The following is a 12,796-nucleotide window of genomic DNA, read 5'->3' on the forward strand; positions in this document are numbered from 1 at the left end:
TAAATTGATTTTTCCAAACAAAATTAAGGGATTAACTAAACTTTAATCAGAGATATTGCTTTATAACTGAAAAAACGTACTTTTGCCCTGTGAAATTTTAAGCACTCTTTCGCTAACAGTTTTTAGCAGAAAAAGGTCAGTCTTAAAGAAATAACAGAAAATGCATAAAAACAAGAAAAAGTACCTTTCTATAATGAAGGATTTTCTCTTTCCAATGGGAATATCTGCCATTATAGCAATTCTTTTGACACCCTCTTTAGGCACTCAAAAAGATCTTCATGCCAGCCTAAGGGTAAAAACACCACAGGAGGTGAGCGTGAGCCAAGTGGCTAAGAACACCTTTCAACTCTCTCCTATGAATCACCAAAATGATTTTATAGGCTTCAAAGAAAAAATGGGTTACCGTGAGTCCCGTAACAACTACTTTATTACCAATCCATACGGACATGTAGGCAAATACCAGTTTGGAAAGTCCGCCTTGAAGTTCTATGGTGTTTCCCAATCAGAATTTCTTAGTAGCCCTGCTCTACAAGAAAGTGTATTCTATGCTAGTTTAGCACATAATAAGTGGAAGCTTCAGCATGAAATCAACACTTTTGCAGGGAAGAACTTTGCGGGAATAACCGTTACTGAATCAGGAATTTTGGCAGCTGCTCACTTGTTGGGTGCTAGTAGTGTAAAATCCTTCTTCAAGTCCGACGGAAAAACTGAATTTGCCGATGCTAATGGTACAAGCATCATTAATTATATGAAGAGCTTCCAGCACTTTGATCTCTCCAATATCAAGGCTAGCAAATATGATGGACGCAAACTCATATAGATAGTGACTAGTGACTAATAACAAACGCCAGTAATGATGTATCATTATTGGTGTTTTTTTTTGCAACTACGGAAGTAATTAATAATCAATTTGTTGCAAAAAATATCAATCAGCAATAAAAAATAATTTAGAAAATATTTGGTTTATAAAATAAACTTGTTTATCTTTGTGGTGTATTTCAAACCTTATAATTTATATCATCATGGAACTACAACCTGCCGATAGCTTGAGACTCATTCAAGATATCATCCGTCAAAGAAAGCAAAAGTATGAAGAAAATGGTTTCTTCCTTATTTTTTGGAGTGTATTGATTGCCCTTTCAGGAATCATACAATTTGTGATGCTTGCCTTGGATTACTATCCAAAATATTCTTGGATAGGCTGGGGTGTACTGATGCCCTTGGGATTTTTAATTTCATTCTTTAGCAAGATGAAAGAGGGCATGAAGAACCGAAAAGAACAAAAGAGTACTGATCCGCTTGACTGGCTTTGGCTAGTAGCTGGCTTAGGTGCTATCTCTTGTTTTTGCTTACCTTTTAGTAATTGGAAGAATTATGAGATTGCTATGCTGGTGATTTATTTGCCCTTTTCGTTTGTCTCCTTGGCTGTTGCCCTCCATCTAAGAGTTTCCTTATGGATAGTCACTTCCATATTGGGGATCATACTCACTTATAGTGTGTTGTTCTTCCATTATGGTATAGCCTTGCCACTACTTTGTGCTATATTAGCCTGCTTACTATTCCTTATTCCAGGGATTCAGTTCTATACCAACTACAAAAGACAAAGAAATGTTCAGTGATTTAGACCCCATATTGCACTCCCAACTCAGATTGGCCATAGTCTCTTTGCTTATAGCAGAGGAAAAGGCTGATTTTGCTCGGATAAAGCAGGCTACCAAAGCTACATCGGGGAATATTTCGGTACAAATACAAAAGTTGGAAACCGCAGGCTATATCTCGGTTACCAAGTCCTTCAAGGATAACTATCCCAATACCGAAATTACCCTTACCCATAAGGGATTGCTTGCTTTCGAGAGCTATGTGGAGGCGTTAAAGAGTTATTTGGTAATTAATTGATGAGAAGATTTGCCAATTTGCCAATGAACTCATTGGCAAATTGGCAAATTATTCTTACCTTTGCGACTTAATTATCAAGAGATAAGTTTGTATCTTTGTTCTCTTTAAAATCATGTATATCATGTCATTACAGGAAATTCTTTTAGAAAATACAAAAAAGGCAATAGCTCAGCACTATGGCCAACAAATAGAAAATATAGAAATCCAGCTTACTCGTAAGGAGTTTGAGGGAGATTATACAATTGTGCTTTTTCCTTTACTTAAACTCATCAAGGCAAAACCTGAACAAATAGGAGAAGTCTTAGGAGCTTATCTTACTGAGCATGTAGCAGAAGTTACTGCCTATAATGTGGTAAAGGGCTTCTTGAACCTTACCATTGCCGATAGTTACTTCCTTTCTTTCTTTGGAGAAATAGTGGCTCAAGAGCGCTATGGTACAACCCCTATTACAGCGGAATCACCAGCGATGATTGTGGAATATTCTTCACCGAATACCAACAAACCCTTACACTTGGGGCATATCCGTAACAACCTATTGGGCTTTTCTATGGCCAAGATATTGGAAGCAACAGGTAAGCGAGTGTATAAAACTCAGATAATCAATGACCGTGGTATTCATATCTGTAAATCTATGATTGCTTGGCAACTCTTTGGTAAGGGAGAAACCCCAGAAAGTACAGGGTTAAAAGGCGATAAACTAGTTGGGAAGTATTATGTACTTTTTGACAAGGCTTATAAGGAGGAAATCACTCAGCTTACTGCCCAAGGAAAGACAAAGGAAGTCGCAGAGCGTGAGGCGCCTATCTTTGTCAAGGCACAAGAGATGCTCCGCTTATGGGAACAAGGGGATGCGGCTACCTTGGCACTTTGGAAACAGATGAACCAATGGGTGTATGATGGCTTTGAGGTAACTTACCGCAACTTAGGAGTGAGCTTTGACCGCAACTATTATGAGAGTGAGACCTACCTCTTGGGCAAGGATATCGTACAACGAGGGCTGGAGCAAGGTGTATTCTATCGCAAGGAGGATGGCTCTGTATGGATAGATCTTACTGCGGATGGCTTGGACGAAAAGCTCGTACTCCGTTCTGATGGCACTTCGGTGTACATCACCCAAGATTTTGGTACGGCAATCAAGCGTATAGAGGAGGACTTTCCTAAGGTGGAGGGAATGATCTATACCGTAGGTAACGAACAGGATTACCACTTCAAGGTGCTTTTCCTCATTCTGCAGAAGTTAGGGTTTGCATGGGCTAAAAACCTCTATCACCTAAGCTATGGTATGGTGGAGCTACCTAATGGAAAGATGAAGAGTCGTGAAGGTACTGTGGTAGATGCGGATGATCTCATCGAGGAAATGGTACAAGTAGCCGAGGAACTCTCCCAAGAATTAGGCAAACTGGATGGTTATACTCAACAGCAGAAACAACAACTTTATAGAGTTATAGGTTTAGGTGCTCTTAAGTACTATATTCTCAAGGTAGATCCTAAGAAGAAAATAGCTTTCAATCCACAAGAATCTATTGACTTCCAAGGAAATACAGGGCCTTTTATCCAATATACCTATGCTCGTATTCAATCTATATTGCGTAAAGCAGGTGAGCTACCTACGTTACCTACCTCAGGAGATTTACATCCTAAGGAAAGAGAGCTTATCAAGCAACTGTCTCTTTTTGCCAGTGTAGTACAGCAGGCGGCTGATACTTATAGCCCTGCTCTTATAGCCAATTATGTATATGAATTGGTTAAGGAATTCAACTCTTTCTACCAGAATGTATCCATACTTGGGGAAGAAGATCCTGTAAAGCGTTCCCTAAGAATTCACCTCTCCCGCAAGGTAGGAGAAGTCATAGCTACAGGCTTTGACCTATTGGGAATAGAAGTACCCGAAAGAATGTAAGTATTAAGTTAAGAGGTTAATATAATTAAATAAGCTATGACCCCACAGGGTCATAGCTTATTTAATTATGAAAAAATAAAACTATGAATGATTAAAAACGGAAACCTAAGCGAACTCCAGCATTAGGTTCTACTGCCCAGAATCTTTCATTAACAGGTTTGCTGAAGTTACGTCCAATATTTGCATAAGGAGCTACTACAAACTTGCTGTTGAATACCCAAGTGTAACCTACACCTACCCCGATGATGAAAGCATTCAATTTGGTTTCTACATCTACACCATCTTTTTCTTCAGTAAATTTACCGAAACGTGTTTTTAGGAAAGGATTAATGTAAAAACCTACCGCATCAGAAGAGTCAAAGTAATAGTTATATCCTACTTTGAAGCTGGTAGCAGAGAATTTGTTACTTCTTTTAGGCCAATAAGAGAATTTGTCCAAGAACATAAGTTCTGCATCTACGGACTGATTGTCATCTAAGTAATACTCGTATCCTAATTCTATAGAAGGACGTACTATTACATTGAGAATGTTGAGCTTAACCTCATTTTTGTAAGTCTGCGCAAAGGCTCCCAAAGATACCAAAGCCATTGCTATACTTAAAAACATTTTTTTCATAAGTAAATGATTTATATTATCGGGGCAAAAGTAATACTTTTCTAATTAATATGCAAAATTATAGACGGAAAATCCAACCTACTGAAAGCATAGTCTCAAAGAAGAAGAAATCATGATGGGCTCTATCACTCTTGCTTAGGGTAGTGCGCACATCGTGCATATTGAGGTAACCTCCACGAAGTTCTCCCACTAGCATAAAGTGTTTGAATAGGAATAGGTGTAAGCCTGCTTTGGCATGCATACCCACTCCTGCTACATGAAATTCATCATAGCGCTCACGATTGAGTATCTTGGTATTAGTCTTAGGATATACCACTCCGAATCCAGCACCTTCGGTAAGGTTTACTTGGAATATATCAGTGTTGCGGATTCCAAAGAGGGAGGAGATGTCATCTATACGGGCACCTTCCACTAGTACATAGTTGAGTCCATCGGTATGCTCGAAGGTAAGGAAATCCTCAGTAAGTTTTTTACTTTCATTATGATAGACCTTGTCATGGGAAGTACCTGCACTTACATAACCCTCTATCGGAACAGTTTGGTCTTGTACCATTACATATTTCATATGGTCTACTCCAGCCGATAGCGTCCAGTTCTCTCCTAAGTAGTACCCCAAGCGGAAGTTGGTCTGAGGGATAGTCATTCTAAGGGGGTTGATATAGTCAATATGCCAACCTTTGGGCTTATCCACAGCCTCCACATCGGAGAGGGTGAAGTTGTAATCATCACCTCGGAAGGTAATGTCGGAGTTCGTATAATACCCGCGATTTCCTCCCCAGAAGACGAAGATTTTACCTTTGTTATGTTGGGTATAGTCCTGAGCATAAGAGGCTATCCCACAGAAAAGGGCTACAAAAAGCAATATTTTTTTCATTGTGTAAAAGTTTATAAAATCGGAGTGCAAAATTACTATTTTTTACAACAATGCAAAATATAAAACAAAAAAAGAAAGTGTAAAACTGAAAATGTGTATCTTTGCAGCGAGTTAAGCCTATAACTGAAAGAAAAGAAAGTGAGAAAGTTATTAAATAATTTCTGGGTATTTGTAGCGCGCATGGTGCTGCGCAATCGTTATATATTTTTAGGTGTTTTCTTAGGGATTACAGTACTCTTGGCCATGCAATGGAAGTATATCCGTATGACCTATTCTGAGGCTAATATGCTTCCTAAGGACAGTCCTATCAGCAAGGAGTATGATAAGTTTTTGAGCCTATTTGGCGAAGAGGGCAACCTTGTGGTTATAGGGGTAGAAGCTGATAAAATCACCAAGGCAGGTGGCTTTAACCGCTGGAACATGCTGGCAAGAGATTTGCAAAAGTTTCCACAGGTGGAGGGAGTTCTCTCCCTAAATACCATTAAGGAGTTGTACAAGGATACCCTCCATGAGCGCTTTGCTACACGTAACTTCTTTCCAGAGGAGGTAGCCACACAAGGGGAATTAGACAGTATTTTTCCTAAACTGTTTAACCAAACGCCTGTGTATGAGGGACTGCTCTATAACAAGGAACATACTACCCTGCGTATGGCGGTTTCCTTGCGCAAAGATATTGTCAACACAGCTATACGCAAAGATTTTATTCTTAAGGATTTAAAGCCACTGATAGAGCAATGTCAAACCGACTTAGGAGTACCTATACATGTATCGGGAATGCCCTATATACGAACACTTAGTACTGAAATTATCACAGGGGAAATAGGCTTTTTTATCGTTGGAGCACTGTTGGCTACCTGCTTAGTGTTGCTCTTTTTCTTCCGTTCCTTCAGGGCTATGCTGATTTCCATGTGTACAGTACTTATTGGAGTGATGTGGGCTTTTGGCTTTTTAGGGCTATTCCGTTATGAGATTACTATACTCACGGCAGTCATTCCTCCATTGGTGATTGTCATTGGGGTGCCTAATTGCGTATTCCTTATTAACCGTTACCAACAGGAAATACAAAAGCATGGTTATAAGGCTATGGCACTCCAGCGGGTTATTACCAAGGTGGGCAATGTTACCCTACTGACTAACCTAACCACTGCGGCGGGCTTTGCCACCTTTATCATCACTGAGAGTAGTATTCTCAAGGAGTTTGGGATTGTCTCCTCAATCAGCATCATGTGCTTATATGTGATTTCTCTTTGTTTGATTCCTATCATATATAGCTTTATGCCTTCTCCTAAGCCTCGTCATCTCAAGCACTTGAGCAAGCAGTGGATAGGAGGACTCCTAGAGGGGATTGAGTGTATTGTCAAAAAACATCGTTTTGCTACCTTCTCGGTAGCCGTAGCCCTTTTGGTGGCTAGTATCATAGGGATTTACCGAATCCATATCTCAGGCAGTGTGATAGAGGATATGCCTAAGGGAGAGAAGTTCTATGACGATATCCTCTACTTTGAAAAGAAGTTTGGAGGAATTATGCCTTTGGAAATTACCATTAATACAGGTAAGAAAAACGGAGTGATGCGTCCTGCTACCTTACAGAGTATGGCCAAGTTGGAGGAATATTTGGCCGATATACCCGAAATATCCCAACCCATATCGGTGGTAAGACTCGTTAAGTATGCCCGACAGGCTTTTTATAATGGAAAAGCTGAATATTTTGATCTACCTACGGCTCAGGAACGTACTTTTGTACTCTCTTATGTAAAAAATTCGGACGGGAAAGCCGATATGTTGCGTAGTATAGTGGATAGCACCGGTCAAATAGCCCGTATTACCGTTTTTATGAAGGACATAGGTACGGAGAAGATGCACCATATAGAAGAGGCTATTGCCAAACAAACCGACAAACTTTTTCCTACTGACCAGTACAAAGTGAGTCTCACAGGTAAGGCCTATATGTTCACTAAGGGAACGGATTATTTGGTGGGTAATCTCATACAGTCGTTGCTGCTGACCATAGCAATTATAGCAGTGATGATGTTCTATATGTTTCGTTCTTTCAAAATGGTGATTATTTCACTGATACCCAATTTGTTGCCTTTGGCTATCACTGCAGGGGTGATGGGGTATGCGGGTATCCCGCTCAAGCCCTCCACTATATTGGTCTTTGGGATTGCCTTCGGTATTTCTATTGATGACACTATTCACTTTTTAGCCAAATATCGTCAAGAACTGATGGCTAATCAGTGGAAAGTAAAGCGTTCGGTTTATGCAGCTTTGCGGGAGACGGGTATTAGTATGTTTTATACCTCGGTAGTGCTACTCTTTGGGTTTTCTATCTTTACCTTATCTAGCTTTGGAGGGACTAAGGCTTTGGGAGGACTGATATCTACCACCTTGTTCTTTGCCATGTCTAGCAACTTGATTTTGCTCCCTTCCTTGCTCATTGCCTTGGAGAAGAGCATTGCCAATAAGAAAACTCTTATAGAACCTCATATAGATGTACTTGGAGAAGACGAAGACGAGGATGAAGAGAAAAATGAAAAGTAAAAAATGAATAACTATATACGCCCATTACTAAAATATTTCTTACAAGGGGTGGTTATCATAGGCCCCTTGAGTACCACCATTTGGATTCTTTGGTCTATCTTTTATAGTGTGGATAACTTGATTCCTCATATCTCGGAGCGCTTCCCAGGGTTGGTTTTTGGAATTATCTTGGTGGGTACGACCCTGATAGGGTATATTGGGAGTCGTTTCCTTATAGGGAAATTTGTGGTAGAGGGGTTGAACTATATATTGGAACACACCCCTGGGATCAAGTTTATTTACAAGACTATACGTGATGTGATAGGTTCCTTCGTGGGAGATAAGCAAAAGTTCTCCCACCCTGTATGGGTGCGCGTACAGGAGTCCCCAGAGCTATGGCGTATAGGTTTCTTGACCCAAGAAGATATGTCCTTTGCCTCCTTTTCGGATATGGTCAGTGTCTACTTGCCCCATTCTTATGCTATATCAGGTTGGGTGATCGTCGTGCACAAGGATCAGATAAAACCTGCTGAAGGCTTCACTGCCAAGCAAGCTATGGAGTTTGCTGTAAGTGGAGGAACCGTAGGCGTAAGGAATGAGAAGAAAACAGTGAAAAGTGAAGAATCCTAACTCAGAACTCAAAATTAAAAACTCAAAACTATGAAAATTGGAATCATTGGAGCTATGGAGAGTGAAATACAGCTCCTTAGAGAATATTTAGGCAATCCAGCCCCTACCCATTTGCAACGTTATGCTTTCTATGAGGGACAAATAGGTGCCCACCAAGTGGTGGTACTCCTCTCAGGTATAGGAAAGGTGAGTGCTGCCGTAGGTACAGTCTTGCTTATTAACCATTTTGCTCCAGACCTAATTATCAATACGGGTACCGCAGGAGGCTTACAACACAGCAAAGTGTTTGATATGGTACTGGCCACGGAGGTGACCTATTATGATGTAGATGTAACGGCCTTTGGCTATGCTTTAGGTCAGCAAGCACAGATGCCTCCTAGCTATCTGCCTTCGGAGCAATGGTTTGACAAAGCCAAAGCTTCAGTAGCACGTTATACCAACCAACTCCATTGCGCCCCCATTGTTAGTGGAGATGTCTTTATTAGTGATCCTCAGAAGAGACAATGGATAGAAACCCATTTTCCCAAGGCGGTAGCTGTGGAGATGGAAGCAGCAGCTATTGCTCAAACTTGTTATCTGTTAGGCACCCCTTTTCTGATTCTTCGTGCTGTATCGGACAATGCGGGTGAGGGAGATACGATTTCTTATGATACCTTTGTCACTCAAGCTGCCGCTCTTTCAGCCAAGATGAATATTGACTTTATTGAAAACTTAATATAACCCACTTATGTCAACATGCAAAATTCCCCAAGGGTACGATCCCAAATATGGTATCATGGATACCGAAAGAGCCATTAAGCGTATCAAAGACTTCTTTGAAACGGAACTGTCTAAGGCTCTGAATCTTTCTCGTATATCGGCACCTCTATTTGTGAAAAATTCCACAGGTCTCAATGACAACCTCAATGGGGTAGAACGCCCTGTTTCTTTCCAAATGAAAGATGCACCAGAGGACACCATAGAAATAGTACATTCCTTAGCCAAATGGAAGCGCTTGGCACTCAAGCGCTATGCGATCGGTGTAGGGGAGGGCATCTATACCGATATGAATGCGATCCGCCGTGATGAAACCTTGGACAATACCCATTCTATCTATGTGGATCAGTGGGATTGGGAGAAAATTATTACTAAGGAACAACGTACTCTAGCCTATTTGGAGGAAACTGTCAGGAAGATATACAAGGTGTTTTTGGCTACTGAAGCGGTCATCACCCTAGAATATCCATTACTGACTCCTTTTTTGCCTAAGGAAATCACCTTTATCACCTCCCAAGAACTTGAGCATAAATATCCCAACTTGTCTCCTAGCCAGCGTGAACAACGTTTTGCTAAGGAGAAAGGAGCCATCTTCATTATGCAAATAGGAGGAGCACTTCTCTCTGGTGAAAAACATGATGGCCGTGCCCCTGACTATGATGATTGGCAGCTCAATGGAGATCTTATTCTTTGGAATCCTGTCTTGGAGAGTGCTTTAGAACTTTCCTCCATGGGTATTCGTGTAGATGAAGTCTCTCTTATGCACCAGCTTAAAGTAGCCAACTTAGAGGAGCGTAAGCACTTGGACTATCACCAAATGCTTCTTCAGGGAGACTTGCCTCTTACCATAGGTGGTGGGATTGGTCAGTCCCGTATCTGTATGTTTTTTCTCCAAAAAGCACATATAGGTGAGGTACAAGCTTCTATCTGGACAGAGGAGATACTCTCCCTATGTGAGCAACATCATATCAACCTATTATAATAACCTATTGCCTATGAAAACTTTCGGACTTGTACTCTCAGGAGGAGGCGTACGAGCCTTAGCACATGCAGGAGTGCTTAAGGCATTAGAAGAACACGACCTTCACCCTGCGGTGATTTCAGGCACTAGTGGAGGAGCTTTGGTGGGAGCGCTCTATGCCTCTGGGAAGACCCCAGAGCAACTCATAGACTTCTTCAAACAAACGCCTCTGTTTAAGTTTTCTATCTTTTCCCTTGGGAAAATGGGGCTTATAAATAGCAACAAATATCCTGCCTTGTTCGAGAAATACCTCTCTTGTACAACTTTTGAGGAGCTCTCTATTCCCTTATATGTGACCGCTACTAATTTGCTCAGTGGGAAGATAACTTATTTTTCTAAAGGAGACTTGATTGCCCCTATGATAGCATCTTCGGCTCTACCTCCTTATTTCTCCCTCATAAAAATAGAGGAGGGAGTCTATTGTGATGGCGGTTTGCTGAATAATTTCCCGATAGAGCCTCTTAGGGGAAAGTGTGATATACTCATAGGTAGTTTTATAAACCCATTGGAAACAGTTGATGAGAAAGAATTGAGTAATCCTATTAAGTTCTTCCAACGTATTTATAATGTGATTATGGATGGTTCCTATGAGAAAAAGTTTAAGAAATGTGATTTTGTCTTCTTACAAGAATTGAGCAATATAGGCGTCCTGGATACCAAACAGATAGATACGGCGTTTGAATATGGCTACCAGCAGGCACTTTCCATGATGACAACTTTAAAAAACTGTATAGCTAATTAAAAGAAAAATTGTATCTTTGCAGACCCTAAATATATTTTTGTCAAATCACTTAAAAAACCAATGAATCCTGTATATATCACCAAGGCAAGCAAATATCTCCCTAATGCTCCCATTAACAATGATCAGATGGAAGCATTTCTAGGAGAAATTAATGAAACAGCCTCTAAAGCAAGACGTATTGTATTGAGAAACAATGGAATAACTACACGTTACTATGCGCTTGATATACAGGGGAATCCTACTCATACTAATACCTCCCTTACTTGCTTAGCGATAGAAGGACTATTTGACAGCGACTTTGAGGCAAGAGATATACAGGTACTCTCTTGTGGTACTTCTACTCCTGATTGCTTGTTGCCCTCACATGCTGCTATGGTACATGGTTTGCTGAAAGGGAGTGGTGTGGTGGAGCTTAATTCATCTGCGGGAGTGTGTAACTCAGGTATGAATGCCTTAAAGTTTGCCTATCTCTCCGTAAAGTCAGGTAATAGTACTAATGCAGTTTGTTCAGGCTCCGAGAGAGTTTCCTCTTGGCTGCGAGCCAATAAGTATGAGAATGAAATACAATCACTTATCCTTTTGGAGGAACAACCTATTTTAGCTTTTAAGAAAGATTTTTTGCGATTTATGCTCTCTGATGGAGCAGGAGCTTTACGTTTGGAAGCCAAACCACATCCTACAAACCATTCCTTACAAATACTTTGGATGGATGCGCATTCGTATGCCCATCAGTTGGAGGCTTGTATGTATGCGGGAGGTGAAAAACAATCTGATGGCTCTCTTAAGGCTTGGAGTGATTATAGTCCTGAGCAGTGGTTGGAGCACTCTATCTTTTCTATTAAGCAAGATGTAAGGTTGCTCAATGAGAATATATTGGTAAAAGGAGCGGAGAGTATGCAGGCAGCACTTATGAAACATGCCCTCTCTCCCGATGAGATTACTTATTTCCTTCCTCATATCTCTTCCCTTTATTTCAAAGACCGCTTATACGAAGAGCTTAAGAAGGTGGGAATAGATATTCCCCTAGAGCGTTGGTTTTTGAATCTTTCCAAGGTGGGTAATGTAGGGAGCGCTTCGCCTTATCTGATGTTGGAGGAACTCCTTTACTCAGGAAAGCTCCAAAAAGGAGATACCTTGCTGCTTTCTGTGCCTGAGAGTGGTCGTTTCTCTTATAGTTATGCCTTTTTAAAAGTAGTGTAAAGATGAATCAGATGTATCGTATCTATCCTGAAAAACGTTATAGAAAGACCTTGGCTATCTTACAACGATTTGCACCCAAAGGTACTTCCATATTGGATTTAGGGGTACACAACCCTTTCTCTGAGGTTATGGAAAAAGAAGGCTATACGGTAACCAATACTCAGGGGGAGGATTTAGATCTCTTTCCAGAGAAGCTAAGTAGTTATGAAGGAGAAATGGTAACTGCTTTGGAGATATTGGAACACTTGGTGAATCCCTTTGGGGTATTACAACAGCTTCCAGCAAAGAAACTTCTTGTAACAGTACCTTTACGCTTATGGTTTGCTTCTGCTTACCGAAATAACAAAGACCCAAGGGATTGCCATTACCATGAATTTGAGGATTGGCAGTTAGATATGCTCTTAGAAAAAGCAGGTTGGCAAATCCAGTATCGTGAGAAATGGACACACCCCGTAGGCAAGTTAGGTTTTCGCCCTTTGCTTAGGTACTTTGTTCCCAGATATTATGCCGTATATGCAGAGAAAATGAAAAGTGAATAGGGAAAGGCGTTTTTTGCTTATTTACTTTTATTCATTAATCAAAATAAGTGTTAATTAATATATTTGTTTTTTAAAATAAAAGATGTACTTTTGCATCGAATT

General features: G+C 40.6%; 13 protein-coding genes. 11 read left to right on the plus strand and 2 right to left on the minus strand.

Annotated features, from left to right (window positions below; translation table 11 throughout):
- Window positions 1-160 precede the first annotated feature (160 nt).
- The 4 genes from Q0625_RS11470 (at window position 161) to argS (ending at window position 3,796) form a co-directional block, all read left to right on the plus strand.
- Complete coding sequence (locus Q0625_RS11470) at window positions 161-820, plus strand: peptidoglycan-binding protein LysM (RefSeq protein WP_298827375.1); 660 nt, start codon at window positions 161-163, stop codon at window positions 818-820.
- A 202-nt stretch (window positions 821-1,022) separates the two neighbouring features.
- Window positions 1,023-1,619 carry a hypothetical protein gene (locus Q0625_RS11475; RefSeq protein ID WP_298827378.1) on the plus strand — a complete coding sequence of 199 codons (597 nt, stop codon included), beginning with the start codon at window positions 1,023-1,025 and terminating at the stop codon, window positions 1,617-1,619.
- Window positions 1,609-1,896: a transcriptional regulator gene (locus Q0625_RS11480; RefSeq protein ID WP_298827381.1), complete on the plus strand. Its 288-nt coding sequence runs from the start codon at window positions 1,609-1,611 to the stop codon at window positions 1,894-1,896. The genes Q0625_RS11475 and Q0625_RS11480 overlap by 11 nt, the downstream gene beginning before the upstream one ends.
- Window positions 1,897-2,017: 121 nt before the next feature.
- Entirely contained in the window at window positions 2,018-3,796 is a 1,779-nt protein-coding gene (gene argS / locus Q0625_RS11485; RefSeq protein ID WP_298827383.1) for an arginine--tRNA ligase, read from the plus strand.
- 91 nt (window positions 3,797-3,887) lie between these two features.
- Here argS and Q0625_RS11490 read toward each other — a convergent pair whose 3' ends face one another.
- Both Q0625_RS11490 and Q0625_RS11495 read right to left on the minus strand, forming a co-directional pair.
- Window positions 3,888-4,412 (minus strand): DUF3575 domain-containing protein, encoded by a 525-nt coding sequence (locus Q0625_RS11490; protein WP_298827386.1) that lies wholly within the window; start codon window positions 4,410-4,412, stop codon window positions 3,888-3,890.
- Window positions 4,413-4,470: 58 nt separating this feature from the next.
- Window positions 4,471-5,286 (minus strand): hypothetical protein, encoded by an 816-nt coding sequence (locus Q0625_RS11495; protein WP_298827389.1) that lies wholly within the window; start codon window positions 5,284-5,286, stop codon window positions 4,471-4,473.
- A gap of 180 nt (window positions 5,287-5,466) precedes the next feature.
- On the opposite strand from Q0625_RS11495, the gene Q0625_RS11500 reads away from it, so the two are divergent.
- Genes Q0625_RS11500 through Q0625_RS11530 form a run of 7 tightly spaced genes read left to right on the plus strand, consistent with a single transcriptional unit; the run spans window position 5,467 to window position 12,694 of the window.
- Window positions 5,467-7,827, plus strand: a complete 2,361-nt coding sequence (locus Q0625_RS11500) for an MMPL family transporter (RefSeq protein ID WP_298827460.1) — start codon at window positions 5,467-5,469, stop codon at window positions 7,825-7,827.
- 3 nt (window positions 7,828-7,830) lie between these two features.
- Complete coding sequence (locus Q0625_RS11505; protein WP_298827392.1) at window positions 7,831-8,436, plus strand: DUF502 domain-containing protein; 606 nt, start codon at window positions 7,831-7,833, stop codon at window positions 8,434-8,436.
- 30 nt (window positions 8,437-8,466) lie between these two features.
- Complete coding sequence (locus Q0625_RS11510; RefSeq protein ID WP_298827395.1) at window positions 8,467-9,156, plus strand: 5'-methylthioadenosine/adenosylhomocysteine nucleosidase; 690 nt, start codon at window positions 8,467-8,469, stop codon at window positions 9,154-9,156.
- 7 nt (window positions 9,157-9,163) lie between these two features.
- Window positions 9,164-10,174 (plus strand): aspartate--ammonia ligase, encoded by a 1,011-nt coding sequence (gene asnA, locus Q0625_RS11515; RefSeq protein WP_298827397.1) that lies wholly within the window; start codon window positions 9,164-9,166, stop codon window positions 10,172-10,174.
- A 13-nt stretch (window positions 10,175-10,187) separates the two neighbouring features.
- On the plus strand, window positions 10,188-10,955 hold the full coding sequence (locus tag Q0625_RS11520) for a patatin-like phospholipase family protein (protein ID WP_298827400.1): 768 nt from the start codon (window positions 10,188-10,190) through the stop codon (window positions 10,953-10,955).
- Window positions 10,956-11,015: 60 nt separating this feature from the next.
- On the plus strand, window positions 11,016-12,155 hold the full coding sequence (locus Q0625_RS11525; RefSeq protein ID WP_298827403.1) for a beta-ketoacyl-ACP synthase III: 1,140 nt from the start codon (window positions 11,016-11,018) through the stop codon (window positions 12,153-12,155).
- Between the two features lie 11 nt (window positions 12,156-12,166).
- Window positions 12,167-12,694, plus strand: coding sequence for a methyltransferase (locus tag Q0625_RS11530; RefSeq protein ID WP_298827462.1), 528 nt, complete (start codon window positions 12,167-12,169; stop codon window positions 12,692-12,694).
- Window positions 12,695-12,796: the final 102 nt, after the last annotated feature.

It is taken from the genome of uncultured Capnocytophaga sp. (assembly GCF_938029845.1).
In the GTDB taxonomy this organism is placed as follows: domain Bacteria; phylum Bacteroidota; class Bacteroidia; order Flavobacteriales; family Flavobacteriaceae; genus Capnocytophaga.

Bases quoted from the DNA above. Each gene is read 5' to 3' on its own strand.
- Q0625_RS11470 (WP_298827375.1), top strand. From the start codon at position 161: ATGCATAAAAACAAGAAAAAGTACCTTTCTATAATGAAGGATTTTCTC.
- Q0625_RS11475 (WP_298827378.1), top strand. From the start codon at position 1,023: ATGGAACTACAACCTGCCGATAGCTTGAGACTCATTCAAGATATCATC.
- Q0625_RS11480 (WP_298827381.1), top strand. From the start codon at position 1,609: ATGTTCAGTGATTTAGACCCCATATTGCACTCCCAACTCAGATTGGCC.
- argS (WP_298827383.1), top strand. From the start codon at position 2,018: ATGTCATTACAGGAAATTCTTTTAGAAAATACAAAAAAGGCAATAGCT.
- Q0625_RS11490 (WP_298827386.1), bottom strand. From the start codon at position 4,412: ATGAAAAAAATGTTTTTAAGTATAGCAATGGCTTTGGTATCTTTGGGA.
- Q0625_RS11495 (WP_298827389.1), bottom strand. From the start codon at position 5,286: ATGAAAAAAATATTGCTTTTTGTAGCCCTTTTCTGTGGGATAGCCTCT.
- Q0625_RS11500 (WP_298827460.1), top strand. From the start codon at position 5,467: ATGGTGCTGCGCAATCGTTATATATTTTTAGGTGTTTTCTTAGGGATT.
- Q0625_RS11505 (WP_298827392.1), top strand. From the start codon at position 7,831: ATGAATAACTATATACGCCCATTACTAAAATATTTCTTACAAGGGGTG.
- Q0625_RS11510 (WP_298827395.1), top strand. From the start codon at position 8,467: ATGAAAATTGGAATCATTGGAGCTATGGAGAGTGAAATACAGCTCCTT.
- asnA (WP_298827397.1), top strand. From the start codon at position 9,164: ATGTCAACATGCAAAATTCCCCAAGGGTACGATCCCAAATATGGTATC.
- Q0625_RS11520 (WP_298827400.1), top strand. From the start codon at position 10,188: ATGAAAACTTTCGGACTTGTACTCTCAGGAGGAGGCGTACGAGCCTTA.
- Q0625_RS11525 (WP_298827403.1), top strand. From the start codon at position 11,016: ATGAATCCTGTATATATCACCAAGGCAAGCAAATATCTCCCTAATGCT.
- Q0625_RS11530 (WP_298827462.1), top strand. From the start codon at position 12,167: ATGTATCGTATCTATCCTGAAAAACGTTATAGAAAGACCTTGGCTATC.